We start from the raw sequence: 26,693 nt of genomic DNA, 5'->3' as shown, positions 1-26,693 counted from the left end.
CTCGACGCCTACGCCCACCAGGAACTCCCCTTCGAACGCATCGTCGAAGCCCTCAACCCCACCCGCTCCACCGCCCGCCACCCCCTCTTCCAGACCATGCTGCTGCTCAAGAACGGCAGCGGCGACGGCCTGGCCCTGCCCGGGCTGGAGACCTCCGAACACCCGCTCGACCTGCACATCGCCGAGTTCGACCTGCTGTTCGGCGTCACGGAGGAACCGTCCGGCGGCCTGCGCTGGACCATCGAGTACGCCACCGACCTCTTCGACCACGCCACCGTCGACGAGCTCAGCCGCCGCCTGATCCGCCTGCTGGACGCGCTGGCCACCGACCCCGACGCCCCCATCGGCCGGGCCGGCCTCCTCGCCCCCGAGGAGCGGGACCGCATCCTCACCGCCTGGAGCGGCGACACCGTCGAGCGGCCCCGCGCGCTCGCCGAGCGGCCGGTGCACGAGTTCCTGCAGGAGCAGGCCCGCACCCGGCCCACCGCCACCGCGCTGGTGCTGAACGACGAGCGGATCGGCTTCCGCGAGCTCAACGAGCGGGCCAACCTGCTCGCCCGGGAGCTGATCCGGCGCGGCGCCGGCCCCGAGGAGCGGGTCGCCGTCCTGCTCCGGCGCTCGACCGCCTCGGTGGTGGCGCTGCTCGCGGTGCTGAAGGCGGGCGCCGTGTACGTCCCCGTGGACACCGGGCACCCGGCGGACCGGATCGCCTACATCCTGGAGGACGCGGCCCCCCGGCTGGTCCTCACCACCTCGGACCTCGACCCGGCCCTCACCGACGGCGCCCCCGTGCTCCTGCTGGACGGCCTGCCGACCACACCGCCGGGGCACACCGCCGACCCGGGCACCGATCCGGGCACCGACCCGACCGACCGCGACCGCCGCACCCCCCTGCGGCCCGCCCACCCCGCGTACCTGCTCTACACCTCCGGGTCGACCGGCCGCCCCAAGGGCGTGGCGGTCGAGCACCGGGCGCTGACCAACCTGTTCCACAGCCACCAGGAGACGCTGTTCGCCGAGCACCTGGCCGCCACCGGCCGGTCGGCGGCCAGGGTCGCGGTGACCGCGCCGCTGTCCTTCGACGCCTCCTGGATGGGCCTGCTCGCCCTGTTCGCCGGGCACGAGCTGCACCTGCTGGACGACCCGACCAGGCGCGACCCGGCCGCGATGGTCGACTACGTCGGCCGACACGGCGTGGACTTCCTGGACACCACCCCCACCTACGGCCTGGAGATGCTCGAACACGGCCTGCTCTCCACGCCCGCGCTCACCCCCCGCACCCTCACCTTCGGCGGCGAGGCGATCCCGGAGCCGCTCTGGCGCCGCCTGCTCGCCGAACCCGCCACCACCGCCCACAACTTCTACGGCCCGACCGAGTGCACCGTCGAAACCCTCACCACCCCCCTGGAGGCGACCGACACCCCGGTGATCGGCCGGCCGATCGCCAACGCCCGGGTGTACGTGCTGGACGAGGCGCTGCGGCCGGTGCCGGCCGGGGTCACCGGCGAGCTGTACATCGCCGGGGACGGGCTGGCCCGCGGCTACGCCGGCCGGCCCGCGCTGACCGCCGAGCGCTTCGTGGCCTGGCCGTACGGCGACGGCGGGCGGATGTACCGCTCCGGCGACCTGGCTCGCTGGCGGGCCGACGGCAGCCTGGAGTTCTGCGGCCGGGTCGACGACCAGGTCAAGCTCCGGGGCTTCCGGATCGAGCTGGGCGAGATCGAGGCGGCGCTCGGGCGCCACCCCGGCGTCGCGGCGAGCGCGGTGGTGGTCCGCGAGGACCGGCCCGGCGACAAGCGCCTGGTCGGCTACCTCGTCCCGGCGGCCGGCGCCGGACCGGACCAGGCGGAGCTGCGCCGCTTCCTGGCGGCGGCCCTGCCCGAGTACATGGTCCCGGCGGCCTTCGTCCCGCTCGCGGTGCTGCCGGTGACCGCCAACGGCAAGCTCGACCGGCGGGCGCTGCCGGTGCCCGAGTACGGCGGGCTCGGCCGCGCCCCGGGCACGGCGCTGGAGCGCGCACTCGCCGCGGTCTTCGCCGAGGTGCTGCAGGCGCCGCGGATCGGCGTGGACGACAGCTTCTTCGACCTCGGCGGGCACTCCTTCCTGGCCGCCCGCGCGGTGACCCGGATCCGCACCGAACTGCCGGACGCCCTGCCGGACCTGACCCTGCAGACGTTCTTCCGGACGCCCACCGTGGCCGGGCTCGCGGCCCACGCCGAGGCCGGCCCGGCCGCCGCCGGCGCCGACCCGCTGGTGCCGCTCAGCACCCGCGGCAGCCGCCCGCCGCTGTTCTGCGTGCACCCCGTCACCGGCCTGAGCTGGTGCTACGCGGGCCTGGCCGGAGCGCTGCCCGACCGCCCGGTGTACGGGCTGAACGCCGACCTCGACCCGGCCGGCCGGCACCCCGACCTGACCGCGCTGGTCGACGCCTACCTGGCCCGGATCCGGGCCGTCCAGCCCACCGGCCCGTACCACCTGCTCGGCTGGTCGCTCGGCGGCAACCTCGCCCATGCGATGGCCTGCCGGCTGCAGGAACAGGGCGAGCGGGTCGGCCTCCTGGCCCTCCTCGACGCCTACCCGACGGGGCCGGCCGGCGCCGACCCGGACCGCCCCGGCACGCCCGCCTTCGCACCGGCGGAGATCGCCGGCTTCCTCGACCGGGAGGGCGCCGAGGGCGCCGGCGCCGCCCTGGAGCCCGCGTTCGTCGCCTCCCTCGCCGAGGCGGCCGCGCACACCGTCGCCCTGGTCGAGGCCGCCGCCCCGGGCCGGTACGACGGCGACCTGCTGCACGTCGCCGCCACCGCGGGACGGGAGCCCGGCGCCCCCGTCCCCGGGGACTGGCAGCCGTACCTCACCGGGCGGATCACCGGTCACGCGGTCGACTGCGAGCACCTGGACATGACCCGCCCGGGCCCGCTCGCCGCCGTCGCCGAGCTGCTCGGCCGCGACCCGCGCCTCGCCTGACCCCGGCCCCGCTCACCCGAAGAGAGCCGACTCCTCACCCCGAAGAGAGCCGACCATGATCCAAGAGACCATCGCCCAGTACGAGTTGTCCGCCGCCGAGGTGGCGCAGATCAGAGCGAGTACGGCGCGGCTGGCCGCCACCTTCACCGACCCGACCGCTCCCCCCGCGTACGACGACCTCCGGCACCGGTTCGCCGACCACGGGCTGCCGCCCCGGCTGCGCACCTTCCTGGAGGAGTTCCGCCGCACCGAGTCCGCCGCCGGCCTGCTGGTCCACGGCTTCCCGGTGGACGACGCCGGGGTCGGCCCCACCCCCGAGCACTGGGAGCGGGTGGCGGACCGGGACAGCACCCTGGAGCAGGAGCTCTTCCTGGCCATGTGCGGCACCGCCCTCGGCGACCCGTTCACCTTCTCCACGCTCCAGCTCGGCCGGATCATCCAGAACATCCTGCCGATCCGCGGCGACGAGGTCCGCCAGAGCGGCCACGGCAGCCAGACCCTGCTGGAGTTCCACACCGAGGACGGCTTCCACCCGGGGCGCTGCGACTACCTGCTCCTGTTCGGCGTCCGCAACCACGACCGGGTGCCGACCATCATGGCCTCGGTGCGGGACGTCAAGCTCGCCGAGGAGGACTGGGCGGCGCTGTTCCGACCGGACTTCCAGATCATGCCGGACGACGAGCACGTGCGGCAGCTCAAGCTGCGCCACCCCGAGCACCCGGCGCTCGCCCGGGCCGAGGAGATGCAGCGCAACCCGGTGCCCGTGCCGGTGCTGTTCGGCGACCGCGAACGCCCCTACCTGCGCGTCGACCTCCCGTTCATGCGCTGCGCCGCCGACCGGCCCGGCGCCGAGCAGGCACTGCACGCGCTGATGTCCGAACTGGAACGGGTGCAGCACTCGGTGGTGGTCGAACAGGGCAGCCTGCTCGTGGTCGACAACTACCTCGCGGTGCACGGCCGCAAGCCCTTCGAGGCCCGCTACGACGGCACCGACCGCTGGCTCAAGCGCATGATCGTCAGCCGCGACCTGCGCAAGGCCGCCCAGGCCGACGCGGCCGGCCTGCTGCCGGGCGGCAACCGCGTCCTGTACTGACCCCCGCCCGGCCTTCCACCCCGTTCTCACCGTTCCCACCGTTCCCACCGTTCCCACCGTTCCCACCCAGGAGTTCCCCTTGCGTACCGTCATCGTCTCCGGCGCCTCCAGCGGCATCGGCCGGGCCACCGCCGCCCGCTTCGCCCGGGCCGGGGACCGCGTCTTCAACCTCGACGTCGCCGCCCCGGAAGCCCCGGAAGCCCCGGAGGCCCCGGAGGCCCCGGAGGCCACGGAGACCCCGGCGGCCCCGGAGGCCACCGCGACCGCCCACGACGCGACCACCGAGGTCCGCTGGCTGAAGGTCGACACCGCCGACTGGGCGGCCGTCCGGGCCGCCGTGCGGCAGGTCCACGAGGAGACCGGCCGGCTGGACGTGGTCATCGCCAACGCCGGGATCAGCGTCCGGCACGGCGTCCTGGACATCGCCGAGGCCGACGCCCGGCGGATCACCGACGTCAACCTGCTCGGCGTGCTGGGCCTGTGGCAGGCCGCCGCCCGGATCATGGCCCCCCGGGGCGGGGGCGTGCTGCTGGCCACCGCCTCCGTCAACGGCCGCCGCGGCTACCCCCATTACGCCGACTACAACGCCACCAAGGCCGGGATCGTCGCGCTCACCCAGACCTTCGCGCTCGAACTCGCCCCGGCCGTCCGGGTGGCCTGCGTGAGCCCGGGCGCCGTCCTCACCCCGATGCAACTGGCCGAGTACACCGACGAGATGCTCGCCGCCACGAACGCCCGGATCCCGGCCGGCCGGCACGCCGACCCGGAGGAGATCGCGGCTGCCTTCCACTACCTGGCCTCCCCGGAGGCGCGGTTCCTCACCGGCCAGGAACTGGTGGTCGACGGCGGCGAGACCGCCGGCGCCACCACCGCCGACTGGGGCACCGCCCTCGCCACCGCCCGTAACTGACCCCCACCAGCGGGAGATTCGGAAACCCCGATGCACACATTGGTGACGACGACCTCGTCCGACTCGCACACCTGGAACCTGATCTACCTGGAGCACCTGCTGAAGGAGTGGGGCCACGAGGTGACCAACCTCGGCGCCTGCGTCCCCGACGAGCTGGTCATCGACCAGTGCTCCCGGCTGCGCCCCGACATCGTCGTGGTGAGCAGCGTGAACGGCCACGGCGCCAACGACGGCCTGCGGCTGATCCGCAAGGTCAGGGCCGTCCAGGAGCTGGCCGGGCTGCCGGCGGTGATCGGCGGCAAGCTCGGCACCGCGGGCAACGCCGCCGCCTGGGCGCCCCGGTTGCGCGAGGCGGGCTTCGACGCGGTGTTCGAGGAGAGCGAGGGCATCCTGCCGTTCCGCGGCTTCCTGGACCGGCTCGCGGCGCGGGTGCAGGTCTGATGGCCTGGACGGTCGACTTCGGGTCGTTCGTGCGCTCCGCCCCCGAGCTGGTCGTCCAGCCCCGGATGGGCTTCGGCACCCAGGCGCGGATGCGGCACGGCCTGCTGGCCACCCGGGGCGCGGACGCCACCACGGTGGGCACGCTGACCCTGGACAGCTACACCCGGGTCGGCGACCACGCCGCCGCCCGCCGGGCCGTGGACGAGGGCGTGGACCTCAACGGCTACCCCATCGTCACCCACGGCCCGGAGGCCACCCGGCGGATGCTGGAGGGCGTCACCGACGGCGACTTCCCGGTCCAGGTGCGGCACGGCTCGGCCGCGCCGCAGGCGATCATCACCGCGCTGGCCGCGGCCGGACTGCACGCCACCGAGGGCGGCCCCGTCTCCTACTGCCTGCCGTACAGCCGCACTCCGATCGCCGAGTCGGTCCGCAACTGGGAGGAGTCCTGCCGGCTGCTCGCGGCGGCCGGCGGGCCCGGGCAGCGGCCGCACCTGGAGTCCTTCGGCGGCTGCATGATGGGCCAGCTGTGCCCGCCCTCGCTGCTGGTGGCGCTGTCCGTGCTGGAGTGCCTGTTCTTCGTCCAGCACGGGCTGACCAGCGTGTCGCTGAGCTACGCCCAGCAGATCGACGAGGAGCAGGACGAGGAGGCGGTGCGGGCGCTGCGCGCGCTGGCCGGGGAGCTGCTGCCCGCGGTCGACTGGCACGTCGTCGTCTACACCTACATGGGCGTGTACCCGCGCACCGCCTCCGGCGCCCGGGCGCTGCAGGACCGGGCGGTGCGGCTGGCGGTCCGCACCGGCGCCGAACGGCTGATCGTCAAGACGGCGGTCGAGGCGTACCGGATCCCCACCGTCGCCCACAACGTCGAGGCGCTGGAGACCTCGGCCCGCACCGCGCGGCTCGCCCGGGGCCGCCCGGTGCTGCGCGGCAACGCCGACAACGAGGTGTACGCGCAGGCCAGGGCGCTGGTGGAGGCGGTGCTCTGCCTGGGCGAGGACGTGGGGGCCGCGCTGGTCGAGGCCTTCGCGCGCGGCTGGCTGGACGTCCCGTACTGCCTGCACCCGGACAACGCCGGGCGCACCGCCACCTACATCGACGAACGCGGCCGGCTGGCCTGGAGCGCGATCGGCGCGATGCCCATCGGGCACCTGGTGACCCCGCGCCCGGCCGCCGCGCTGACCAGCGGCGGCCTGCTGGACGCCCTGCACCACGTGGAGTCCCGGCTGGACCTGGGACAGCTCGCCGAGGCCGGCGCGTAGCCGGCGACACGTACGAGGAGATGACTTCGATGAGTTCGCTGCATGCCGGCGGGTACCCGCAGGAGCAGGTCCGGGCCCGGGCCCGGGAGGGTGCGGCCACGGTGTTCCCGCCCGCGGCCGCGTACGGGCACGAGCTGTTCGGCGCCGCGCCGCAGCCGGTGCCCGGCGACGGCGGGGATGTGCTGGAAGCCACCCGGCTGGTGCCGCCCGCGTTCATGCCGCTGCGCCTGGAGAAGCTGATCGAGCTGGGCCGGGAGCCGCTCTACCAGGACGTCGAACTGGCTACGGAGGTGGGCGGGTTCGCCGCCGCGCTGCCGGTGTACGTGTCGGCGTTCGGTTCGACCCAGGTGGCCAGCCGGGACCTCGGGATCGCGGCCGGCCGGCAGGCCGCCCGGCTGGGGATCCCGATGGTGATCGGCGAGAACGTCGGCCCGGTCAACGGCACCGGGCGCCTGGGCGAGAAGGAGGGGCGGACCCTGCTGGGGCGGATCGCCGCCTACCAGGACGAGCTGGCCGGCCCGGGCGGCGGCATCGCCGTCCAGCAGTCCACCGAGGACGCCGACGCGGAGATCTGGAACCTGATCTACAGCGACACCTCGGTGCAGCCGCTGCTCGAATCCGGGCGGCTGGCCTTCGAGTTGAAGGTCGGCCAGGGCGCCAAGCCGGGGCTGGGCGGGATGACGCTGGTGGACCGCGAGTCGGCGTGCCGGCTGGAGCAGCAGTACGCGGTGGAGCCCCTGCTGCCGGACGCCGCGGGCGAGCGGACGGTGCTGCGGTCGAGCTGCCCGGGCACCTTCACCGAGGAGATCCTGGCCCACCAGGTCCGGCTGATGCGCAACAACTTCCCCCGGGCCCGGATCTGGGTGAAGCTGCCGCCGTCCCGGGACGTCCGGTCGGCCGCCGCCACGGCCTGGGCGGCCGGCGCCGACGCGGTGACCGTGGACGGCGCCGAGGGCGGCTCCGGCTGGGCGCCGGTGTCCTTCCTGGGCTCGGTCGGGCTGCCGCTGGCCGAGTGCCTGCGCCGGGTCGCCCCCGCGCCGGGGCAGTGCCTGCTGGCCAGCGGCCGGATGTGGGAGGGCGCCCGCGCGGTCAAGGCGCTGGCCGCCGGGGCCACCGCGGTCGGGCTCGGCCGGGCCGCGCTGCTCGCCGTGGACGAGGACCCGCAGGCCGGCCTGGAGCGGCTGGTCCAGGCCCTCGCGCTCGAACTGCGGCTGATCACCAGCGCGTTGGGCAAGTACCGGCCGGCCGACCTGGGGCCGGAGGACCTCTGGCACCCGGACGCCGCGCAGTGGAGCGCCGAGCGCCGGCCGGAGCCCGTCGGCCGGTAGCGGGCGGGCACCGCCGGCCGGAACGTCCCGGTGAGCGCGGACCGCCCGCACGGTTCCCGACGGCCCGCGGGCCCCGAAACTGCCCGGCACCCGCCGGGACGACTGCCGGGCCGGGCCGCCTCCCGCTCCTACGCTCGAAAGCACCCCACCCCCTGACACCCACCGAGAGAGAGGCCGGACCCATGGCCAACCCCTTCGAGAACGAGGAGGGCCAGTACCTGGTCCTCGCCAACGACGAGGACCAGCACTCCCTCTGGCCCGCCCAGATCGCGGTGCCGGCGGGCTGGCGCGCGGTGCACGGCGTCGACAGCCGCCCGGCGTGCCTGGAGTACATCGAGCGGACCTGGACCGACATGCGCCCGGCGAGCCTGCGCCGCGAAATGGACGAGGTGGCCAACTAGCCATGAGCGGCCAGCTGTTGCAGGACGCCAGGGTGGTCCGTCCGGCCCCGCGGCCGGACGCCGACCACGCCCTGGTCTGCCTCGCCTTCTGCGGCGGGGGCACCGGACCGTACCGGAACTGGCTCGACCTGGTCGAGGAGTCCACCGAGCTCGCCCTGGTCTGCTACCCGGGCCGCGAGGGCCGCTTCGCCGAGCCCTTCGCCACCACCTGGGACGAACTCGCCGAGGACGCCGCCGAGTCGGTGCTGGGCGCCGCCGACGGCCGCCCGTACACCCTGTTCGGGCACAGCATGGGCGGCTGGATGGCCTACGACGTCGCCGCCCGGCTGGAGGCGCGCGGCGCGCACGCCCCGGCCCGGCTGATCGTCTCCTCCTGCAATGCCGCCGACCGCGGCGTCACCGAGCGCGACCGCTTCCCGCGGATCGAGGACGCCGACGGACGGCTGCTGGAGTGGATGCGGGAGATCGGCCTGCTGCCCGAGTACGTCCTGGCGGACGCCGACCTGAGCGAGATGGCGGTCGAGCTGATGCGCGCGGACATCGTCGTCCGCGACTCCTACCGCCCCACCCCCGGGGCCTCGGTCGGCATGCCCGTCCAGGTGCTGTACGGCGAGGACGACGCCGTCATCGAGCCGGCCGTCGCCGAGCAGTGGGCGCGCTGCGTGCGCGGCGAACTGCGGGTGGACCGGCTGCCCGGCGGCCACTTCTACCACCAGCGGCTCTGGGAGTCGCTGCCCGAGCACTTCGCGCCGCGCGGGCCGCGAGAGGAGAAGTCATGACGCTCGACTGGACCGAGGCGCCGGGCCGGCCGGTGCGGACCGTCGTCGAGGGCGTGTCCACCGCCGGGCAGGCTGCCGACTGGGTGCGCGCGCACCACGCCGAGCTGCGCGACGTGCTCACCCGGCACGGCTCGCTGTACGTGCACGGCCTGCCGATCGCCACCGCCGGCGACTTCGCGGCCGTCCGCGACGCCCTGTTCGCCGCCCGCGCCAAGTACCAGGAGAAGGCCACCCCGCGCAGCGACTTCGGCGACGACGTCTTCTCCTCCACCGACCTGCCGCCCTCCCAGGCGATCCGGATGCACAACGAGAACAGCTACACGCTGACCTTCCCCGGCCTGCTGCTGTTCTGCTGCCTGACCGCCCCGGAGGAGGGCGGCGCCACGCCGGTGGCGGACGTCCGCAAGGTCCTCGCCGAGCTGCCGCCCGAGCTGGTGGCCCGCTTCCGCACCGAGGGCTGGGCGCTCACCCGCAGCTACGGCGAGCACATCTCGCTCGACTGGCGCACCGCCTTCGCCACCGACTCCCCCGCGGACGTGGAGGCCTACTGCGCCGACAACGGGATCACCTGCCACTGGGGCGAGGACGGCACGCTGCGCACCCGTCAGCTGCGCCCGGCCGTGATCCGCCACCCCCGCACCGGCGAGGAGGTCTGGTTCAACCACGTCGCGTTCTGGAGCGAGTGGTCGCTGGACCCGGACATCCGGGACGTGCTGGTCGGCGAGTTCGGCCCGGACGGCCTGCCCTTCAACACCGCCCTCGGCGACGGCACCCCGCTGACCGCCGCGGAGGCCGCACTGATGGACGCCGCGTACGAGCGCGCCACCGTGCGCGAGCCCTGGCAGCCGGGCGACCTGCTGCTGGTCGACAACATCCTGACCGCGCACGGCCGGGACCCGTTCCGCGGCGACCGGAAGATCGTCGTCGCGATGGGCGAGCCGGTCGCCCTCGCCGACTGCGATCCGGCCGTCCCGGCGGGCGCGGCGGCCCTCCAGCCCACCCCGCTGTAGTCCAAGGAGCCTTCGATGCACTCGAGTTCGACCGGCCTGACCGACGCCGCCGCGGCCGCCCTGGCAGCCCCGGCTCCCGAGGCCACCACCGACCCGCTGCTGCGCTTCCGGGCGGCCGCCGCCGCCCACCCGGAGCGCACCGCGGTCACCACGCCCGCCGGCGACCGGCTGACCTTCGCCGAACTCGACAGCCGGGCGGGCGGGTTGGCCGCCGCGCTGACCGCCGCCGGGGTGCGCCCCGGCACGGCGGTGGGCATCAGCCTGGCCCGCGGCGTCGAACTGGTCGCCGCCCTGCTCGCGGTGTGGCACGCCGGCGCCGCGTACGTGCCGCTCGACCCGGCCCACCCGGCCGAGCGGCTGGACCACGTGGTCCGGGACGCCGGCATCACCGTGGTGGTCGCCGCCGGGGGCGGCCACCGCTGGGCGCCGGAGGTCCGGGTGGTGGCCCCCGACGCGACGGCGGCGCACCCGGCCCCGCCGGTGCCCGTACCGCCGGCCGCCCCGGCGTACGTCATCTACACCTCGGGCTCCACCGGCCGCCCGAAGGGCGTCACGGTGACCCGCGGCGGCGTGGCCCAGCTGCTCGCCGCCCTGGAGGCGCGCGGGATCTACCGGGACGCCCCGGGCCGGGTCGCCTGGAACGCCAGCGTCTCCTTCGACGCCTCCGTGCAGCAGTGGGCCCGGGTCTGCCGCGGCGACGGCTTGCTGCTGCTCACCGACGAACTGCGCGCCGAGCCGGAGGCGCTGGCCGCCTACCTGCTGGCGCACGGCGCCACCGACCTGGACACCACGCCGGCGCACTGGTCGGCGCTGCGCGACCAGGTGGCGGCCGCCGCCGAGCGGCTCCCCGAGCGCCCGCTGCGGCTGTTCATCGGCGGCGAGGCGGTGCCGCCCGCGATGTGGACGGACCTGGCCGGCCTCGCCGGGCGCGGGCTCGTCCGGGCGGTCAACCTGTACGGCCCCACCGAGTGCACCGTCGACGCCACGGCCGGCTGGGTCACCGACGGCACCCCGCACATCGGCACCCCGCTGCCCGGGGTGGGCGCCCACGTCCTGGACGACGCGTTGCGGCCCGCCCAGGAGGGGGAGCTGTACCTCACCGGCGCGGGCCTGGCCCAGGGCTACCTGAGCCGCCCGGGGCTCACCGCCGAGCGCTTCGTCGCCGCCCCGTCCGGCCCGCCCGGCAGCCGGATGTACCGCACCGGCGACCGGGTGCGCCGCCGGCCGGACGGCGGCCTGGACTACCTCGGCCGGGTCGACCACCAGGTCAAGGTGAACGGCTTCCGGGTCGAACTCGGCGAGATCGAGGCCGCGTTGACGGACCACCCGGCGGTCGCGGCCGCCGTCGTGGTGCTGCGTCCGGACGCCGCCGGCGCCACCCTGGCCGGGTACGTCGTCCCGCGCCCCGGCGTCACGCCGGACCTCGGCGCGGTGCGCGAGCACCTGGCGGCCCGGCTGCCGGCGTACATGCTGCCCTCGCTCACCGCGCTGGCGCGGCTGCCGCTGGCGGTCGGCGGGAAGGTGGACCGGGCGGCGCTGCCGGACCCGGCCGTCGAGGCGGTGCCCGACGGCGGCGAAGCCGCCGAGGCGCTGCCGACGGGCGAGTTCGAGGTGACGGTCGCCGAGGCCTGGCAGGAGGTGCTGGGCCGCGAGCGGGTGCTCGCCACCGACGACTTCTTCGCCCTGGGCGGGCACTCGCTGATGGCCCTGCGGGTGGTGGCGAACCTCAAGCGGCAGCTCGGCGTGGTGATCCCGAGCCGGCTGGTCTACCAGCACCCCAGGCTGCGCGACCTGGCCCGCGAGGCGGCCCAGCTGGCCTCCTGAGGCGCCCGCCGGGGCACCCCACGGCGCGTCGCTCCCGGCCGTCCACCGCGGCGGCCGGGGCGGCGCGCCGTGCCCGTACGGGCCGGTCCGGCGGGGGCGCGACCAGCCCGGACCTGCGCCGCGACCTTTGCCAAGACTCCTTGGCCAAGAAGTCTTGGCAAAGGAGTCTTGGGAACCTACGCTGCTGCCATGAGCAACACCCCGGAACACCCCGCCCCCGCCGAGCGTCCCTGGCCGCTGGGCCCCAACCCCGGCGGGGAGGTGGTCCTGGACGCCCGCAGCCTGCGCGGCCTGGCCCACCCCCTGCGGGTGAAACTGCTCGGGCTGCTGCGGAGCGACGGACCGGCCACCGTCACCCGGCTGGCGGAGTGCGCGGGTGTCAGCACCGCCTCCGCCAGCTACCACGTCCGCCAGCTGGCCGCGTACGGCTTCGCCGAGCCCGACCCGCGCCCGGCCGGCCGCGAGCGCTGGTGGCGGGCCGCGCACCAGACCACCCGGCTGCACACCGAGGACTTCGCCGACGTCGAGTCCGCCGCGCTGGCCGGCGCCTACCTGCAGAGCGTCGCCGACTACTACGCCGAGCAGACCCGCGCCGCGGTGGCCGAGATGCACCTGCTGCCGACCGACTGGCGGGAAGCCAGCAGCACCAGCGACTTCGCGCTGCGGCTGACCTCCGACCAGCTGAGCTCACTGGTCGCCGACCTCTTCGAGGTGATCGGCCGCTACCACCGCGACGACCCGGACGCCGCCGGCGAGGACCCGGAGACCGCCCCCGTCGTGCTGCAGCTGCAGGCCTTCCCCCGCCCCGGGGCGCTCACCGGGCCGCCGCCCGGCCGGCCCTCCGCCGACCGGCCCGCCGCCCAGAGCGACCCGCCGTCCGTCCAGGCCTCTCCGCACCGACCGGAGTGACGAAAGGACCGCCATGCCCTCCCGGAAGCCCTCCGCCGGCGCCTTAACCCCGCGAGGCCGCCGCACCTCGCTGCACGGACTGCTCGCCGCGTACACCGTCTCGCTGTTCGGCACCCGGCTGACGATGATCGCGCTGCCCTGGCTGGTCCTGGTGACCAGCGGCAGCGCCGCCGAGACCGGGCTGGTCGCCTTCTGCGAGGCGGTGCCGCTGGTGATCGGCAAGACCCTCGCGGGCCCGCTGATCGACCGGGTCGGCTCCCGCCCCTTCGCGGTCTTCGCCGACCTGGTCAGCGCGGTGGTGGTCGGCCTCGTCCCGCTCTGCTACTGGCTGGACGCCCTGCCCTACGGCGCGCTGCTGGTCCTCTCCGCGGCCATCGGCGTCGCCCGCGGCCCGGGCGACGTCGCCAAGCGCACCATGACCCCCGAGGTGGCCGAGCAGGCCGGGATCCCGCTGGAGCGGGCCAGCGGTCTGGTCGGCACCCTGGAGCGGCTGGCCGGCACCGCCGGCCCGGCGGCGGCGGGCGCGCTGATCGCCGCGCTGAGCCCGCTGTGGGCGATGACCGCCAACGCCCTGTGCTTCGTGGTCTCCGCCGCCCTCATCGCGCTGACCGGCCCGCGCGCCCGGCGCGGGCCGCAGCCCGCCGCGGAGGCCGCCACGGAGTCCGAGGCCGTGGCCGGTGCCGGCACCGAGGGGGAGCCGGAGCGCTACCTCGACCGGCTCCGGGAGGGCATCCGCTTCCTGCGCCAGGACCGGCTGCTGCGCTCGATCGCGGTGATGCTCAGCGTCACCAACCTGGTCGACGCGGCGTACGGCTCGCTGCTGATCCCGGTCTGGGCCAAGGAGGTCGGCGGCGGTCCGGCCGCGATCGGCGCGCTGGGCTCGGTGTTCGGCATCGCCGCGGTCGGCGGGTCCGCGCTGGCCACCGCCTTCGCGGCGAAGCTGCGACGCCGCCCGACGTACGTGATCGCCTTCCTGATCGCCGGCCCGCCGAGGTTCCTGGTGATGGCCTTCCACCTGCCGCTGTGGGTGGTCCTGGTGGTCGCCGTCGGCGACGGCCTGGCGATCGGCTTCGTCAACCCGATCCTCAACGCCGTGATGCTGGAACGGATCCCGCGTACGCTGCTCGGCCGGGTCTCGGCACTGACCGACTCGGTCGGCTCGGCCGGCGTCCCGCTCGGCCCGATGCTGGCCGGAGCCGCCGTCACCGCGGCCGGCCTGGTGCCCGTGCTGTTCGCCTGTGCCGGACTCTACCTGGCCAGTACGGTGCTGCCCGCGCTGCGCCCGCACTGGCGTGAGCTGGACGCCCGACCCGCCTCCGGCGAACCGACTGTCGCCCCGGCACAGGTTCCTGACGACAGGTCAGCCAGTGCCCGAACGCCCACCGCCGCGACGACTGCCGCCGAAACTGCCCCCGGGACCTCCGCATAGCGCGGATTTCGCCGCATAACGTGACAGCAGAGCTCGAAGTCCCGACCCCGGATACCTCTGACCCACGGAAAGAGACGATTCCCATGTCCAGTGGTGCGTTCGCTGCGGTACAGCTCAAGGGTGAGTACGACGTCGATCGGCTGCTGGCCGAACTCCACGACCTGGAGCGGACCCAGTGGGCCGCCCAGCGGACCTACGGCGAGAGCCTCGAACCCGGCGAGGCGACCGTGCTCGACTGGCGGGTGCTCCCGCTGCGCAGCCCCGAGGGCAGCGACGAGCGCACCGACCCGGGCGGCCTCGGCCTGGTCGGCTACGCCGGGACGTCCTGGCTGGCGCGGGCGCCGTACATGGCGTCCATCCTGGCCGCCCTGCCGACGGAGCTGCGCGCGGTGCGCCTGATGTCGCTGGGCGCCGGGGCAGAGGTCGACGAGCACCGGGACGTCCCGTACGGCCTGCCGGCCGGCTGGGTCCGGCTGCACATCCCGCTGGTCACCAACGACAAGGCCGTGCTGACGGTCGGCGGCGAGGACCACACCTGGCAGCCCGGCACCCTCTGGTTCGGCGACTTCTCCCGGCCGCACTCGGTGCGCAACGAGGGCACCGAGCGCCGGGTCCACATGGTCATCGACGCCTACGTCAACCACGACCTGCTGGAGCTGTTCCCGGCCGAGTTCCGGGACCGCGTGCGCTGGTCCGACGTGCTGCTCAACCGCCCCGAGCTGCCCCTGGACGCCACCGAACTCCCCTCCTTCGCCTGCGAGTTCGCCCTTCCGGAGGCCTTCCTGTACGGCGAGTCCGAGGAGTTGGCGGCCGCCGACGACCAGCACACCGCCGACGCCGTCTCGGTCTCGGAGGACCGGGCGGGCCGGATCCGGGTCGACGGCGAGCGCCTGGTGCTGGACGTGGACGGCGAGCCCCGGGCCGGTCTGGTCCACCTCGGCGAGGGCGAGTTCCGTGCCATGGGCTGGACGGCGGAGCGCACCCTGAAGATCGAGCCGACCGGCGTCGGCGGCCCCCGGGTCCGGCTGCGGATGCGCTGGGGCAGCCGGATGGAGGAGGTCGTCCGGGCGGCCACGCCGCTCGCGGGCTGAGCCCGACCCCGGGCCCCGCAGCCCGTGCCACCGCCCGCCCGCCGGCGGCCGGAGCCTCCGACGGGCGCCCGCCCCACCGACGTACGACGCCCCGGCCGCCGCGCGCAGCGCCTACAGCAGCGCGTAGAGGGCCGAGGCGTCGTCGTGCGTCTTGCCCCGCGGCCAGCGCTCGCAGGCGGCGTCCGCCCGCTCCACCGCGCGGACCTGGGCGATCAGCTCGCCCGGGCCCGACTCGGCCAGCAGCCGCAGCACGTCGCCCCAACTGCCCAGCCCGAAGCGCTCGGTGTAGCGCGAGGCCCCGTCGGTGAGGGCGGCCAGCGCGTGCAGCCGGTCCAGCCGGACGAAGCCGGTCTCGGCGTGCTCGGCCGCGCGCGGGCCGGCGGCGGCGATCCACGGCCCGGCGCCCCGGTTCCGGGCGGCCCGGACGGCCAGCGCGTACTCCAGGTGCAGCGCCGCCCGCTCGGCCGAGCCGGGCACGGTCGACCAGACCTGCCGGCGCAGTTCCTCCCCGCCGGGGAAGCGCTGGTTGTCCCCGATCACCTTCGGCGGACCGTCCCTGAACTCCAGCACCAGGAGCGAGTCGCCCAGCACCAGGTACTCCAGCACCTCGCCGTGCCGCCGGGCCGCGACCACCATCGCGGCGGGCGTGTTGGGATGGGCCAGGTCGCAGCGGCCGCCGTGCAGTGCGGCCGTCTCCACGATGGCGTCGGCCAGGCACTCGGCGATCGAGCGGTCCGCCCGGTCGGTGAGCCGGGCGAGCAGGTGCACGCCCAGCCGCCGTACGTACCAGGCCGTTCCGTGTCGGCACCCGGACTCCAGGCCGGCCGGCGAACTCGCGCCGTCCAGCAGGACCAGCGCCTCCGGCGAGGCCGCCGCGAAGTCCTCGCTCTCGCGGTCGGGCCGCCGTGCTTCCCCTGCGAGCTGTAGCTGCATCCCGACAGTGTGGACGCCGCCCCCGGCCCGCGCCCAGCCCCGTGCGCCGGTGTGGCGCGGCCCGGGGCGGGGCGCCCGGTGGCAGCCGGGGTGATTCGGCCATACCGTCGGTGAATGACCGGACAATTCGGCCAATCGGGGCGGGTCAGGTTTGGGAGCACCTTCGGGTGCCCGAGCGGCCCGCGACTGACGAGGAGCGGAAGATGTTCTGGCAGTTCATCGTGGTGCTGGCCGCCTCGCTCGGCTTTCCGACCGCCGCCCTGCTCTTCCTGATCGGCGGCCCGAGCTTCCCGGACGAGCAGCGCGGCAAGGCCTCCTGAGCCGGCCGGCCCCCGGAGCGAGCCGGCTCAGGAGGCCTCCGGAGACGGCCGGTCCTCCCGGGTCACGCCTTCCAGGCGGGATCGCGGCCGAGCAGCGCCAGGGCGCGCTCGAACCGGCCCGGCCCGGCACCCGGCCCCGGCGGCAGGCCCGGCCGGAAGGCCCGGCCGGGCGCCCGGGCCTCCGGGGTGTCCGGAACGGACTCCGTCACCGCCAGCAGCGCGGCGACCAGTTCCTCGTCGCCGTCCACCGCCGCGACGAAGCCCTCCCGGGTGCCGAGCGCGGCCGCGACGTCCCAGCCGTGCACGAGCGTGTCGAGCAGGTGGAAGCCCACCGCCTGCGCGAGCGGGAACGGGCCGCCGTCGCGGATCTCCGGGAGCCACAGCGACCGGCCGGCCGCGTCCGCCTCGCGGAACGCGGCGGTGAGGTCGAAGCCGGTCCGGCGGAAGGCGCCCGCCGGGTCGTCGCCGAGCGGGGCGTCCGCGAAGAGCGCGAGGTCGGGCCCGGCGCCGCGGGCGGCGGCCGCGAAGCCCCGGTGCTGGCCGACGCAGTGCTCCAGCAGCCGGCGCAGTGTCCAGCCCGCGCACGGGGTGGGCAGGTCCAGCTGCCCGGGCCGCACGGCGTCCACCACGTCGGCGGCCGACTCCATGGACCGTGCGTGCAGTTCGATGAGCTTCATGCCGCGGTGACCTCCGGGCCGGTGGACAGGAATCCGATCACCTGGTCAACGACGGCGGGTTCCGCGACGATCCGGCGGTGGCCGAGCCCCCGGGTGACCACCAGGTCGAGCCGCTCCCCGTACGCCTTCCGCAGTCGGTGCGCCTGGCCGAGCGGGACGACGTCGTCGTCCTCGTCGTGGACCACGAGGACCGGCAGGTCCACCTCCGCCACCCGCCGGGCGGCGTCGTAGCGCTCCCAGCCCCCGGCGTCCCCGCCGAACAGCTCCCGCTCGATCCGGTCCCGCAGGGCGCGCTCGACCGCCTCGTCCAGTCCGAGCCCGGCGCCGAACGCCGCCGGGAAGAACCCGACCCGGGACACCCCGGCGACGGCCGCCAGCCGGCCCGCCCGCAGGCCGTCGGCCAGCGCGCCGAAGGCGGCGCAGACGCCGAATGAGTGCGCGATGACGGCCTCGAACGGCCCGTACCGCTCCTGGAGCCGCAGCGCCAGCTCGCCGACCTCCAGCACGCTGGTGGTCCGTCCGCCGGAGTCGCCGTGGCCCGGCGCGTCGAAGGAGACGGCGCTCAGCCCGAGCGCCTGCAGCCGGGGCACCAGGGGCGCGTACCGGGACGCCCTGGAGCGCCAGCCGTGCAGCAGCAGGACCGGCCGCTCGCCGCTGCCCCAGCGGTAGCCGACCACCCGCTTGCCGTTCACGGCGAGCCGCTCGGTGACGGCCCGCCGGTGGACGTCCCGCTCCGCCGGGCGCACCCGGCTGCGCCGCATCGGGTGCATGAACAACTCGTAGGCGATCCGTCCGGCCACTGCGGGGGCGACCCGGGCGGTGGGGTCGAGGACGGTGCGGATCAGTGCCTGGGCCGGGTCCATCGGTCTCCCTGTCGGTGCGGACGGGTGTTCCTGCGGGGTGGGGCCGTGCTGCTCGCGCAGCGGGATCGGTCGAGCTCGGGTCGAGCCCGGTCGACCTCGGGTCGAGATATTAGCACGACCGTTCGTGCAGTTTCAGCGGGTGCGGACCGCCGACCCACTACCCTGGGCCGCACGCACTGCGAGCAGAACGGGGGCGGACGATGGCCGGACCGACCACGGACGGACGGGTCCTGCGCGGCGAGGAGACCCGCCGGGCCGTCCTGCGCCGAGCCGTCGCGATCGCCTCCGTCGAAGGCCTGGACGCGCTCTCCATCGGCCGCCTCGCCACCGACCTCGGGCTCAGCAAGAGCGGCGTCTTCGCCGGCTTCGGCTCCAAGGAGGAACTGCAGCTCGCCACCGTCCGCGCCGCCCGCCGGATCTTCGCCGACGCCGTCGTCGTCCCCGCCGCCGACACCCCGCCCGGCCTCCCCCGGGTCCGCGCCCTGTGCGAGGGCTGGCTCGCCTACTCCCGCGCCCGGGTCTTCCCCGGCGGCTGCTTCTTCTACGAGGTCACCGCCGAGTTCGACGCCCGCCCCGGCGCCGTCCGCGACGCCCTGGCCGGCTGCGCCCGGGAATGGTCCGACACGATCGTCGCGGCCCTCGCCGAAGCCCGCGCCGCCGGCGCCGTGCGCCCCGACACCGACCTCGGCGACCTCGCCTTCGCCCTGATCGCCGTCCTGGAGACGGCCAACTCCCAGGCCGTCCTGCACGACGAGACCACCCCGTACGAGCGCGCCGGCCGCCTCCTGCTGCGCCTCCTGCGCGCCGAGGCCGCCGACCCGGCCGACCCGGCCCTCGCCTAACCCTCCGCCAGCAGCCGCTCCAGCACGGCTGATTGGGCCAGCAGCCGCTCGTCCGCGCCCTCCGCACCGACCACCTGGAGGCCCAGGGGCAGCCCGCCCCCGGTCCGCCCGGCCGGCAGGTTCAGCGCCGGCCGCCCCAGGAAGCTCCACGGCAGCGACATCACCGCGTCCCCGGTGCTGTGCAGGCCCTCCGGCGCCCCGCCGGTCGCCGACGGCGCCAGCCACAGGTCCACCCCCGCCGCCGCACCCGCTGCGGCCACCCGCTCGCGCAGCAGCTCCCGGAACCGCAGCCCCGCCGCCCGGTCCGCGGGCGCGACGCCCTGGCCGACCCGGATGCCCGCCACCGTCTCCGGCCGGTACAGGCCCCCGAACCGGGCGAACCAGTCGGCATGGCTGCGGGCCGCCTCGAACCGGTTGACGGCCTGCAACTGCCGCCCCACCTCGGCGAAGTCCGGGAACAGTCCCACCCGGCGCACCACCAGCCCGGCCTCCGCCAACCGCTCCACCCGCTCCTCGAAGACGCGCAGCGCGGCCGGCTCGACCCGCTCCAGGTACGCCCCCTCCGGCACCCCCAGCACGGGCGCCGGCGCCTCCCCCACCGGCCGCCAGTCGTCGCAGAGCAGCGAGGCCGCCAGGGCCGCGCCGGCCAGGTCCGCGGTGAACACCCCCACGGTGTCGAAGCTCGGCGCGTTCGGGATCACCCCGCCCACCGGGATCCGCCCGTACGTCGGCCGGAAGCCCACCACCCCGCAGTACGCGGCCGGGCGGATCACCGAGCCGACCGTCTGGGTGCCGACCGCCAGCGGCACCAGCCCCGCCGCCACCGCCGCCGCCGAACCGCTGCTGGAACCACCCGGAGTGTGCCCCGGGTGGTGCGGGTTGCGGGTCGGCCCCGGAGCGCTCCCGGCGAACTCGGCGGTCACCGTCTTGCCCGCGACCAGCGCCCCCGCCGCCCGCAGCCGGTCCACCACCGCGGCCTGCGGCCCGGCCAGCACCCCGGGCGGCAGCGCCGACCCGGCGTGCGTGGGCAACCCGTCCACCCGCACGATGTCCTTGACCCCCACCGCCACCCCGTACAACGGTGGCCGCCCGGCCGGATCCGGGTACCGCGCCGCCAACTCCCGCGCCTGCGCCCGCAGTCGACCATGCCTCCCGGGCTCCGGCACGAACGCGTGGATCAGCGGATCGACCCGCTCGACCAGCGCGCAGAACCGGTCCACGTACTCCGCCAGCCCCGGCACACCCGCCCGCAGGCCGGCAGCCTCACCGGTCAACGGCCTCGGCCGGACGAGGGATCGCTCCATGCCGGTCACCGTAGACCGGGCCTACGGGTGCTCGGCCGCCAGGTACGGCGCCTCACGCAGGAAGTACGCCCCGCAGGTGTGGCAGCACAGCTCCCGGGTCTTCCCCCACTGCACCGCCTCCCGCACCTCCGCCCCCGGCTCGAGCTCCCGCCCGCACATCGCCACACTGCTCTCGCCCCGGACCACGTGCCACAGCCGCACCCCCTCGGCCACGCCGCCGGCCCCGTACTCGGCTCGCATCTGGTGCATCATCCCCCCATCGTCCGACCCCCCACCGCCCCCCGGCAACCGGAAGCCGGCGCCTGCCCGCGCGGCCCCGCCGGACACGCCGCCCCTCAGGAGGCCGCCCGCAGCAGCGCGCCGTCCTGCCACTTGAGGATCTTGTCGAAGCTGACGATCGCCCCCCGCAGGGGGTGGTTGCGGAGCTGGACGTGGTCGGTGAGGGCGTGGATGAGGAAGAGGCCGCGGCCGGATTCGGCGGTGAGGTCGGGGAGGGTGTCGAGGTCGACGGGGCGCAGGGTGGGGGCGGTGGGGCGGCGGGGGAGGACGTGGGTGTCGTAGGGGTGGCCGTCGCGTCGGGGCCGGTGGCCGGTGAGGACGTGGGCCGGGACGGTGGCCCGGCCGCGGCGGGGGCGGCGCGGGGCCGAGCGGGCCGGGGTCGGGGCGGCCGGGCGACGGACCGGCGGGGCGGCCGGGGCGGCCAGGCCGGGGCCGGAGTCGGTGACCTCGATCCGCAGCCGGTCGCCGCTGATCGAGGCGGTGACCTGGAAGCCGTCGTCGGGCCGTCCGGTGGCGCCGTGCTCGACCGCGTTGGCGCAGGCCTCGCTGAGGGCGACGCCGAGGTCGTCGGCGATCTGCGGGTCGACGCCCGCGGTCGCCATGGCACCGAGCAGGATGCGGCGGGCCAACGGGACGCTGGCCGGGTCGCGCTTGAGGTGCAGAGTCCACCAGATGTCCACGGGAGGTCCCTCCTGGCTGCGGCTCCACATACAACTAGGTATCTCCGGGCGATTCTGCGGTGAACCGTGCCCGGGGGCCGCTACCGCCCGTTCGGCGGATGGACTGGGGGACGGGGTCTGTGCCGGGCGGCGCGCACCGGGAGCCGTACGCCGCCGCCGAACGGGGCATTCGTAGGGATTTCCCACCCTGCCCGTGTCGGCGGTGTACGCAATGAGAAGATGGCCCGGCCATGACTGCCCTCGCCGCCGCCCCGCTCCCGGGCGCCCTCGGACCGGCCCAGCCGGTGGGGGCCGCCGCCTGGGATCTGCGGCTTGCCCGGGCGGTTCCGTTCGCGCTGGTCTGCACGCTGATCGCGGCCGCCGGGCACGCCCTCGCCGGTGGCGGGAACGTGCCGCCGACCGCACTGGTGGCGGGTTTCGCCGCGGTGCTGGTGCTCGCGGCGGCCTGTGGCGGACGGGAGCGTTCGCTGGCGGCCATCGCCGGGGCGCTGGGCACGGGGCAGCTCGGACTGCACTGCCTGTTCCACGGTTTCAACGGCTTCGGCAGCTTCGGCGGCTCCATCGGATCCATGGCCGGCATGCACCACGGCGGCTCCGGTCCGATGACCGTGCCGCAGGTGGCCGGGCGGCTGATCTGCAACGAGGCCCGTCCGGGCACGCTCCTCGGCCTGCCGGGCAGCCCGTCGCCGGAGCAGTTGGTCTCCTCGGCCGGCCTGGATCCGCACGCGTTCGCCGCCGCGCCCTGGTGGCAGGGCGGCGTGTTCGGCATGACGCCGTCGATGCTGGCCGGGCACCTGGCGGCCGCGCTGGTGGCGGGCTGGTGGCTGCGGCGCGGCGAGGCGGCGCTGTGGCGGCTGCTGCGGGTGGCCGCGTCGGCGGCCCGCGAGCAGTGGGCGGCGCCGCTGCGGTCGGTGTTCGTGCTGGTGGCCGCGCTGCTGCGCGGCCTGGGCGGCGTGGCCGGTCCGGTCCGCCGGTTCGGGGCCCGGGGCGGTGAGGGTCCGCTTCCGGCGGGTGCCGTGCTGCGGCACAGCGTGGTGCGGCGCGGGCCGCCGTGCGGGGCCTTCGCGTACTGATCCGCGTCCGCCGACGGCCCCCGGGCCGCTCCGGGTCGCGGGGGTGCGCACCGTCCGGGCCGATCTCCCGACCACCGGGTCCGGCCCGAGGCTCCGCCCTCACACGTCCCCACATGCGGCACCACCGGGACACACGACCGCGGTGCGGCTCCGTCCGCCGCCGTGTCCCGGCCTGCCGCCGAGCTCCGATCGGAGACCCCCCATCATGCGTTCCCTTCCCGCCCGCCGTCTCGCCGCCGTCGCCCTGACCGCCGCCGCCTCCGTGGTGGCGCTGGCCGGTCCCGCCTTCGCGCACGTCACCGTGAACCCGGGTTCGGCCGCCCAGGGCGGCTACACGGCCGTCGACTTCCGGGTGCCGAACGAGAGCGACACCGCGAGCACCGTGAAGCTGGAGGTCAACCTCCCGCTGGACCACCCGCTGGCCTCGGTCCGGACCCTGCCGCTGCCGGGTTGGACCGCCACCCTGGAGAAGTCCAAGCTCGACAAGCCGATCAAGGTGCACGGCAGCGACGTGAACGAGGCCGTCTCGAAGATCACCTGGACCGCCGACGCCGGCACCAAGGTCGCGCCCGGGCAGTTCCAGGAGTTCCGGGTCTCGCTCGGCCCGCTGCCCACCGACGCCGACAGCATGGTCTTCAAGGCCCTGCAGACCTACGACAACGGCGACGTCGTCCGTTGGATCGACGAGTCCAAGGACGGCCAGCCCGAGCCGGCCCACCCGGCCCCGGTCCTGAAGCTCACCAAGGCCGACGGCGGCGACGGGCACGGCGCCACCGCCACCCCGGCGGCGGGCACCCACGCGGACAGCTCGGACCACGCCGCCGGCTCGGACAGCGGCAGCAAGGCCGACGACTCGACGGCCCGCACCCTCGGCGTCATCGGCATCGTGGTCGGTGTGGTCGGCACCGCCGTCGGCGTGCTCGGCCTGCGCCGTCGGAGTGGCGGCTCCGCCTCCTGATCCCCGCGCCGCCGGGGCCGCGCCCATGCCACGGGCGCGGCCCCGCCGGCGGACCACCACGCACGATCGGAACTCCCATGCCCCGCACCACCCGCACCGCCCGCACCACCCGTCTGGCCGGCGCGGCCGCCCTCGCGCTGGCCGCCGCCCTGACGCTGTCCGCCTGCGGCTCCTCCGGCGGCTCCACCGCCGCGAAGGTCACCCGGCAGAAGGAGGACACCCCGTACCAGGGCACCAAGCTGGCCAAGAACTTCGAGAAGCCGGACCTCCAGCTGACCGACACCTCCGGTCAGCCGTTCGACCTGCGGCAGCGGACCAACGGCAAGGCGACCCTGCTGTTCTTCGGCTACACCAGTTGCCCGGACGTCTGCCCGACCACCATGGGCGACATCGGCGTCGCGATGAAGGCGCTCCCCGCGGAGGACCGGCAAAAGGTCGACGTCGTCTTCGTCTCCACCGACCCGCAGCGCGACACCCCCCAGGTGCTGCGCACCTGGCTGGACTCGATGGGCACCGACTTCATAGGCCTCACCGGCGACCTGGCCAAGGTGAAGACCGCCGCCAAGTCGCTCGGCATCATGATCGAGGACCCGGTGGTCAACGCGGACGGAACGGTCACCTCGACCCACGGCGCGCAGGTGCTGGCCTTCCTCCCGTCGGACGACAAGGCGCACGTGCTCTACATGAGCGGCACCGAGGAGAAGACCTACGAGCACGACCTGCCGCTGCTCGCCAAGGGGGTCGCGGCGTGATGGTGACCGGGACGCGCTTCCGGCGGACGGCCCTCACCGGCTCGGTGCTGGCCACCGTCCTGGGCGGCGGCGCCATCCTGGCCGCCTGCGGGGCGGGCGGCCAGGACGGTGCCGCCGCCGGACCGGCCCGGCTCAGCGTCGCCGACTCCTACATCCCGCTGCCCCCGGCCGGCGGGATGGCGGCCGGCTACCTGACCGTGCGCAACGACGGCGGGCGGGACCAGCTGCTCAAGGTGAGCAGTCCGGGCGCGGAGTCGGTCACCATGCACCGCTCGACCCCGTCGAGCATGGAGCAGGTCGACAGCCTGGACGTGCCCGCGCACGGCTCGCTGCAGTTCGCCCGCGGCGGCACCCACCTGATGATCACGGGGTGGCAGAAGGCCCCCACCGTGGGCGACGAGCTGGAGCTCGACCTCACGTTCGCCAAGTCCGGCACCATCGCGGTCAAGGTGCCGGTCAAGGACCTCACCTACCGACCCGGCCAGAGTTAGGGGACCGCCACCATGCAGTCGGCCGGCCTGGAGAAGGCCTCGCACCGTCGGATCGCCGGGGTGCTCGGAGCGCTCGGCGCGCTGCTCGCGCTGATGCTCGCGGGCGCCGGACCGGCCTCCGCGCACGCCACCCTGGACTCCACCGACCCCCGGCAGAACTCGGTGGTCGCCACCGCCCCGCAGGCGGTCACGCTGACCTTCAGCGAGTCCGTCTCGCTCTCCTCGGACTCCGTCCGGGTGCTCGACCCGGCCGGCCGGGCCGTGGACACCGGCGGCCCGGCGCACGCCGACGGCAAGGGCAACACGGCCCGGGTCGGGCTGAAGGGCGGGCTCGCCAACGGCACGTACACCGTGGCCTGGCGGGCCGTCTCGGAGGACTCGCACCCCGTCGGCGGGGCGTTCACCTTCTCCGTCGGCGCCCCGTCGGACACCTCGGTGTCGGCCACCGCGCTGCAGGGCGCCAAGGCCGACGGCCTGGTCGCCGCCCTGTACGGCACCGGGCGCACCATCGCCTACGCGGCGTTCGCGCTGCTGGCCGGCGTCGCCGCCTTCGTGCTGGTCTGCTGGCCGGCCGGGGCCGCCCGGCGCCCGGTGCAGCGGCTGCTGATGACCGGCTGGACGACGCTGCTGGTCTCCACCGTCGCCGTGCTGATGCTGCGCGGGCCGTACGAGCGCGGCACGGGGGTCGGGCAGACCTTCGACCTGTCGCTGGTGCGCGCCACGCTGGACGAGCGGATCGGGACGGCGCTGGCCGCCCGGCTGCTGCTGCTCGCGGCGGGCGGGATCTTCCTGTCGCTGCTGGTCGGCCAGCTGGGGCAGCCGCCGCGGCCGGTCCCGGCGAAGCCCGACGCGGACGGCGGTGCCGGCGGCGCCGCTGGTGATGCGGGCGGCGCGGGCGACGCGGGCGACGCGGGCGAAGACGCCGAGGCCGTCGAGCTGCGCGAGCTGGAGCGGCGGGCCGCCGAGCGCCCCCAGCGGGAGACCCGGCTGGGCCTGGGCGTGGCCGGGCTGCTGCTGTCCGTCGCCCTCTCGGCGACCTGGGTCGGGGCCGACCACGCCTCGGTCGGCATCCAGGTCTGGCTGGCGCTGCCGTTCGGCATCCTGCACCTGATCGCGATGGCGTGCTGGCTGGGCGGCCTGGCCGCGCTGCTGGTCGCGCTGCGCGAGGGCGTCGGCGCCGAGGTGGTCGACCGCTTCTCCCGGATCGCCTTCGGCTCGGTGGCCGTCCTGGCCGTGACCGGCGTCTACCAGTCCTGGCGGGGGCTCGGCAGCTGGGGAGCGCTGACCGGAACCGAGTACGGGCGGCTGCTGCTGGTGAAGGCCGGCTGCGTGGCCGTGATGCTCGGCGTCGCCTGGATGTCGCGGTCCTGGCTGGCCCGGCTGCGCTCGGCCCCGGCGGAGGCGGCGGAGGTCGAGCCGGCCGAGGTACCGGCGCCCGTCGGCGGCGGTGATGTCCTCGGGCACGCCGAGGACCCGGTCCGGCAGGCCCAGCTGGCCCGGCAGCAGGCCGCCCGGAACAGCGCCGGGCGCGAGCGCGGGCTCACCCCGACCCGGGCCGGGCTGCGCCGCTCGGTGCTGGTCGAGGCGGTGGTCGCGGTGGCGGTGCTGGTGGTCACCACGATGCTCACGAACTCCCCGCCCGGGCGGGTGGCGAGCGAGATCGGGACCGGGTCCGCCGCCGCGCCGGTCGCCGACGCCGGGGCCGCGGCCGCCCCGCAGACCGAGCCGGGCCGCACCGTCGAGCTCAAGCTCCCGTACGACACCAAGGGCCGCACCCCGAACGCCAAGGGCACCGCGACCGTCACCCTCAACCCGGCCCGGCCCGGCCCGAACGAGGTGAAGCTCGCCCTGGACGGCACGGACGGCCGGCCGGTGGACGTCCCCGAGGTGCAGCTCGCCTTCACCCTGCCGGACCGCGACCTCGGCCCGCTGCCGGTCGCGCTCACCCCGGAGGGCACCGGCCGCTGGAGCGGCACCGCACAGCTGCCGCTGGCGGGCACCTGGGTGGTGTCGGTGCAGGTCCGCTCGTCCGACATCGACCAGACCACGCCGACCCAGCAGTTCAAGATCGGCTGACGGC

Annotated in this window: 25 protein-coding genes; 19 read left to right on the top strand and 6 right to left on the bottom strand. The window is 75.7% G+C overall.

Going from position 1 to position 26,693, the window contains the following annotated elements:
* From IF30_RS0132730 to IF30_RS0132670, 13 genes are all read left to right on the top strand, one after another.
* Window positions 1-2,964, top strand: a 2,964-nt coding sequence (locus IF30_RS0132730) for a non-ribosomal peptide synthetase (RefSeq protein WP_030245262.1), incomplete at its 5' end; no start/stop codon positions are given.
* Between the two features lie 55 nt (window positions 2,965-3,019).
* Entirely contained in the window at window positions 3,020-4,057 is a 1,038-nt protein-coding gene (gntD, locus tag IF30_RS0132725) for a guanitoxin biosynthesis L-enduracididine beta-hydroxylase GntD (protein WP_030245258.1), read from the top strand.
* A 79-nt stretch (window positions 4,058-4,136) separates the two neighbouring features.
* Complete coding sequence (locus IF30_RS0132720) at window positions 4,137-4,967, top strand: SDR family NAD(P)-dependent oxidoreductase (RefSeq protein ID WP_030245256.1); 831 nt, start codon at window positions 4,137-4,139, stop codon at window positions 4,965-4,967.
* Window positions 4,968-5,009: 42 nt separating this feature from the next.
* Window positions 5,010-5,408: a cobalamin B12-binding domain-containing protein gene (locus IF30_RS0132715; RefSeq protein ID WP_234322931.1), complete on the top strand. Its 399-nt coding sequence runs from the start codon at window positions 5,010-5,012 to the stop codon at window positions 5,406-5,408.
* Window positions 5,408-6,670: a methylaspartate mutase gene (locus tag IF30_RS0132710; RefSeq protein ID WP_030245251.1), complete on the top strand. Its 1,263-nt coding sequence runs from the start codon at window positions 5,408-5,410 to the stop codon at window positions 6,668-6,670. Before IF30_RS0132715 ends, IF30_RS0132710 begins: the two co-directional genes overlap by 1 nt.
* A gap of 29 nt (window positions 6,671-6,699) precedes the next feature.
* On the top strand, window positions 6,700-7,998 hold the full coding sequence (locus IF30_RS0132705; protein ID WP_037901885.1) for a glutamate synthase-related protein: 1,299 nt from the start codon (window positions 6,700-6,702) through the stop codon (window positions 7,996-7,998).
* 182 nt (window positions 7,999-8,180) lie between these two features.
* The gene (locus IF30_RS0132700; RefSeq protein ID WP_030245249.1) at window positions 8,181-8,399 is read left to right on the top strand and encodes an MbtH family protein; all 219 of its coding nucleotides are present in this window, start codon (window positions 8,181-8,183) and stop codon (window positions 8,397-8,399) included.
* A 2-nt stretch (window positions 8,400-8,401) separates the two neighbouring features.
* Window positions 8,402-9,178: a thioesterase II family protein gene (locus IF30_RS0132695; RefSeq protein ID WP_030245248.1), complete on the top strand. Its 777-nt coding sequence runs from the start codon at window positions 8,402-8,404 to the stop codon at window positions 9,176-9,178.
* Window positions 9,175-10,188, top strand: a complete 1,014-nt coding sequence (locus IF30_RS0132690) for a TauD/TfdA family dioxygenase (RefSeq protein ID WP_037901883.1) — start codon at window positions 9,175-9,177, stop codon at window positions 10,186-10,188. The genes IF30_RS0132695 and IF30_RS0132690 overlap by 4 nt, the downstream gene beginning before the upstream one ends.
* Before the next feature lie 15 nt (window positions 10,189-10,203).
* The gene (locus IF30_RS0132685) at window positions 10,204-12,012 is read left to right on the top strand and encodes a non-ribosomal peptide synthetase (RefSeq protein ID WP_051711712.1); all 1,809 of its coding nucleotides are present in this window, start codon (window positions 10,204-10,206) and stop codon (window positions 12,010-12,012) included.
* 189 nt (window positions 12,013-12,201) lie between these two features.
* Window positions 12,202-12,921, top strand: a complete 720-nt coding sequence (locus IF30_RS0132680) for a winged helix-turn-helix domain-containing protein (RefSeq protein ID WP_051711710.1) — start codon at window positions 12,202-12,204, stop codon at window positions 12,919-12,921.
* Between the two features lie 13 nt (window positions 12,922-12,934).
* Complete coding sequence (locus tag IF30_RS0132675) at window positions 12,935-14,350, top strand: MFS transporter (protein ID WP_078891882.1); 1,416 nt, start codon at window positions 12,935-12,937, stop codon at window positions 14,348-14,350.
* 83 nt (window positions 14,351-14,433) lie between these two features.
* Window positions 14,434-15,441: an aspartyl/asparaginyl beta-hydroxylase domain-containing protein gene (locus IF30_RS0132670; RefSeq protein WP_030245241.1), complete on the top strand. Its 1,008-nt coding sequence runs from the start codon at window positions 14,434-14,436 to the stop codon at window positions 15,439-15,441.
* Window positions 15,442-15,552: 111 nt separating this feature from the next.
* Here IF30_RS0132670 and IF30_RS0132665 read toward each other — a convergent pair whose 3' ends face one another.
* The 3 genes from IF30_RS0132665 to IF30_RS0132650 form a co-directional block, all read right to left on the bottom strand.
* Entirely contained in the window at window positions 15,553-16,374 is an 822-nt protein-coding gene (locus tag IF30_RS0132665; RefSeq protein ID WP_030245239.1) for a protein phosphatase 2C domain-containing protein, read from the bottom strand.
* 382 nt (window positions 16,375-16,756) lie between these two features.
* Window positions 16,757-17,371 carry a TIGR03086 family metal-binding protein gene (locus tag IF30_RS0132655; RefSeq protein ID WP_030245237.1) on the bottom strand — a complete coding sequence of 205 codons (615 nt, stop codon included), beginning with the start codon at window positions 17,369-17,371 and terminating at the stop codon, window positions 16,757-16,759.
* The gene (locus IF30_RS0132650; protein ID WP_030245236.1) at window positions 17,368-18,234 is read right to left on the bottom strand and encodes an alpha/beta fold hydrolase; all 867 of its coding nucleotides are present in this window, start codon (window positions 18,232-18,234) and stop codon (window positions 17,368-17,370) included. Before IF30_RS0132650 ends, IF30_RS0132655 begins: the two co-directional genes overlap by 4 nt.
* 200 nt (window positions 18,235-18,434) lie before the next feature.
* Between IF30_RS0132650 and IF30_RS0132645 the strand changes: the two genes are divergently transcribed.
* Window positions 18,435-19,076: a TetR/AcrR family transcriptional regulator gene (locus IF30_RS0132645; RefSeq protein ID WP_030245234.1), complete on the top strand. Its 642-nt coding sequence runs from the start codon at window positions 18,435-18,437 to the stop codon at window positions 19,074-19,076.
* Here IF30_RS0132645 and IF30_RS0132640 read toward each other — a convergent pair.
* From IF30_RS0132640 to IF30_RS0132630, 3 genes are all read right to left on the bottom strand, one after another.
* Entirely contained in the window at window positions 19,073-20,380 is a 1,308-nt protein-coding gene (locus IF30_RS0132640; RefSeq protein WP_030245232.1) for an amidase, read from the bottom strand. The genes IF30_RS0132645 and IF30_RS0132640 overlap by 4 nt on opposite strands.
* A gap of 21 nt (window positions 20,381-20,401) precedes the next feature.
* Window positions 20,402-20,632 (bottom strand): hypothetical protein, encoded by a 231-nt coding sequence (locus IF30_RS48205; protein WP_030245230.1) that lies wholly within the window; start codon window positions 20,630-20,632, stop codon window positions 20,402-20,404.
* An 83-nt stretch (window positions 20,633-20,715) separates the two neighbouring features.
* Window positions 20,716-21,339 (bottom strand): ATP-binding protein, encoded by a 624-nt coding sequence (locus tag IF30_RS0132630; protein WP_030245228.1) that lies wholly within the window; start codon window positions 21,337-21,339, stop codon window positions 20,716-20,718.
* A 230-nt stretch (window positions 21,340-21,569) separates the two neighbouring features.
* On the opposite strand from IF30_RS0132630, the gene IF30_RS0132625 reads away from it, so the two are divergent.
* The 5 genes from IF30_RS0132625 (at window position 21,570) to IF30_RS0132605 (ending at window position 26,689) form a co-directional block, all read left to right on the top strand.
* Complete coding sequence (locus IF30_RS0132625; protein WP_051711707.1) at window positions 21,570-22,412, top strand: hypothetical protein; 843 nt, start codon at window positions 21,570-21,572, stop codon at window positions 22,410-22,412.
* Window positions 22,413-22,617: 205 nt separating this feature from the next.
* Window positions 22,618-23,370: a YcnI family protein gene (locus tag IF30_RS0132620; RefSeq protein ID WP_051711705.1), complete on the top strand. Its 753-nt coding sequence runs from the start codon at window positions 22,618-22,620 to the stop codon at window positions 23,368-23,370.
* A 77-nt stretch (window positions 23,371-23,447) separates the two neighbouring features.
* Window positions 23,448-24,122 carry an SCO family protein gene (locus tag IF30_RS0132615; RefSeq protein WP_030245218.1) on the top strand — a complete coding sequence of 225 codons (675 nt, stop codon included), beginning with the start codon at window positions 23,448-23,450 and terminating at the stop codon, window positions 24,120-24,122.
* The gene (locus IF30_RS0132610) at window positions 24,122-24,613 is read left to right on the top strand and encodes a copper chaperone PCu(A)C (RefSeq protein ID WP_030245217.1); all 492 of its coding nucleotides are present in this window, start codon (window positions 24,122-24,124) and stop codon (window positions 24,611-24,613) included. Before IF30_RS0132615 ends, IF30_RS0132610 begins: the two co-directional genes overlap by 1 nt.
* A 12-nt stretch (window positions 24,614-24,625) precedes the next feature.
* Entirely contained in the window at window positions 24,626-26,689 is a 2,064-nt protein-coding gene (locus IF30_RS0132605; RefSeq protein ID WP_107054573.1) for a FixH family protein, read from the top strand.
* Window positions 26,690-26,693 lie beyond the last annotated feature (4 nt).

Source organism: Streptomyces sp. NRRL S-350 (assembly GCF_000719705.1).
GTDB lineage: Bacteria > Actinomycetota > Actinomycetes > Streptomycetales > Streptomycetaceae > Kitasatospora.
This window is presented reverse-complemented; position numbering and strand designations above follow the sequence as displayed.

Excerpts from the sequence above, each read along its gene's own strand:
- gntD (WP_030245258.1), top strand. The coding sequence starts at position 3,020 with ATGATCCAAGAGACCATCGCCCAGTACGAGTTGTCCGCCGCCGAGGTG.
- IF30_RS0132710 (WP_030245251.1), top strand. The coding sequence starts at position 5,408 with ATGGCCTGGACGGTCGACTTCGGGTCGTTCGTGCGCTCCGCCCCCGAG.
- IF30_RS0132705 (WP_037901885.1), top strand. The coding sequence starts at position 6,700 with ATGAGTTCGCTGCATGCCGGCGGGTACCCGCAGGAGCAGGTCCGGGCC.
- IF30_RS0132700 (WP_030245249.1), top strand. The coding sequence starts at position 8,181 with ATGGCCAACCCCTTCGAGAACGAGGAGGGCCAGTACCTGGTCCTCGCC.
- IF30_RS0132695 (WP_030245248.1), top strand. The coding sequence starts at position 8,402 with ATGAGCGGCCAGCTGTTGCAGGACGCCAGGGTGGTCCGTCCGGCCCCG.
- IF30_RS0132690 (WP_037901883.1), top strand. The coding sequence starts at position 9,175 with ATGACGCTCGACTGGACCGAGGCGCCGGGCCGGCCGGTGCGGACCGTC.
- IF30_RS0132685 (WP_051711712.1), top strand. The coding sequence starts at position 10,204 with ATGCACTCGAGTTCGACCGGCCTGACCGACGCCGCCGCGGCCGCCCTG.
- IF30_RS0132680 (WP_051711710.1), top strand. The coding sequence starts at position 12,202 with ATGAGCAACACCCCGGAACACCCCGCCCCCGCCGAGCGTCCCTGGCCG.
- IF30_RS0132675 (WP_078891882.1), top strand. The coding sequence starts at position 12,935 with ATGCCCTCCCGGAAGCCCTCCGCCGGCGCCTTAACCCCGCGAGGCCGC.
- IF30_RS0132670 (WP_030245241.1), top strand. The coding sequence starts at position 14,434 with ATGTCCAGTGGTGCGTTCGCTGCGGTACAGCTCAAGGGTGAGTACGAC.
- IF30_RS0132665 (WP_030245239.1), bottom strand. The coding sequence starts at position 16,374 with ATGCAGCTACAGCTCGCAGGGGAAGCACGGCGGCCCGACCGCGAGAGC.
- IF30_RS0132655 (WP_030245237.1), bottom strand. The coding sequence starts at position 17,371 with ATGAAGCTCATCGAACTGCACGCACGGTCCATGGAGTCGGCCGCCGAC.
- IF30_RS0132650 (WP_030245236.1), bottom strand. The coding sequence starts at position 18,234 with ATGGACCCGGCCCAGGCACTGATCCGCACCGTCCTCGACCCCACCGCC.
- IF30_RS0132645 (WP_030245234.1), top strand. The coding sequence starts at position 18,435 with ATGGCCGGACCGACCACGGACGGACGGGTCCTGCGCGGCGAGGAGACC.
- IF30_RS0132640 (WP_030245232.1), bottom strand. The coding sequence starts at position 20,380 with ATGGAGCGATCCCTCGTCCGGCCGAGGCCGTTGACCGGTGAGGCTGCC.
- IF30_RS48205 (WP_030245230.1), bottom strand. The coding sequence starts at position 20,632 with ATGATGCACCAGATGCGAGCCGAGTACGGGGCCGGCGGCGTGGCCGAG.
- IF30_RS0132625 (WP_051711707.1), top strand. The coding sequence starts at position 21,570 with ATGACTGCCCTCGCCGCCGCCCCGCTCCCGGGCGCCCTCGGACCGGCC.
- IF30_RS0132620 (WP_051711705.1), top strand. The coding sequence starts at position 22,618 with ATGCGTTCCCTTCCCGCCCGCCGTCTCGCCGCCGTCGCCCTGACCGCC.
- IF30_RS0132615 (WP_030245218.1), top strand. The coding sequence starts at position 23,448 with ATGCCCCGCACCACCCGCACCGCCCGCACCACCCGTCTGGCCGGCGCG.
- IF30_RS0132610 (WP_030245217.1), top strand. The coding sequence starts at position 24,122 with ATGGTGACCGGGACGCGCTTCCGGCGGACGGCCCTCACCGGCTCGGTG.
- IF30_RS0132605 (WP_107054573.1), top strand. The coding sequence starts at position 24,626 with ATGCAGTCGGCCGGCCTGGAGAAGGCCTCGCACCGTCGGATCGCCGGG.